This is a genomic window from Mycobacterium sp. NGS16 (assembly GCF_059813225.1).
Genome location: NZ_JCALEE010000037.1, coordinates 1 through 264 on the forward strand (window position 1 = coordinate 1; position 264 = coordinate 264).

Here is a 264-nt window from a genome sequence, read left to right on the forward strand (position 1 = left end):
GCGGCGACCTTCGGTAGGCGTTCCCGCAGCGCCGTGGCCAGATACATCTGGGAGGACGCCATGCCGTGGCTGATCTGTTCGGCAGCGGCGACCTCGGCGGCTGCGGCATCCCAGTAGTCGCACGACCAGCGCGACCGGTTCACCGCATCGGCCGCGCGGGTGCGCCGGGCCACCAACTCGCCAATCGCGGCCAGCCGGCGCGCCGAGGCCGCGGCCTCCACCCGGGCCCACCCGGCAATGGCCGCCACCAGCAGGTTGTCGTCG

At 73.9% G+C, this 264-nt stretch carries 1 protein-coding gene; it reads right to left on the minus strand.

Going from position 1 to position 264, the window contains the following annotated elements:
* Positions 1-264 (minus strand): DUF222 domain-containing protein (locus AC5Y4Q_RS21690; protein ID WP_499960177.1); only part of this gene is annotated, 264 nt, incomplete at both ends.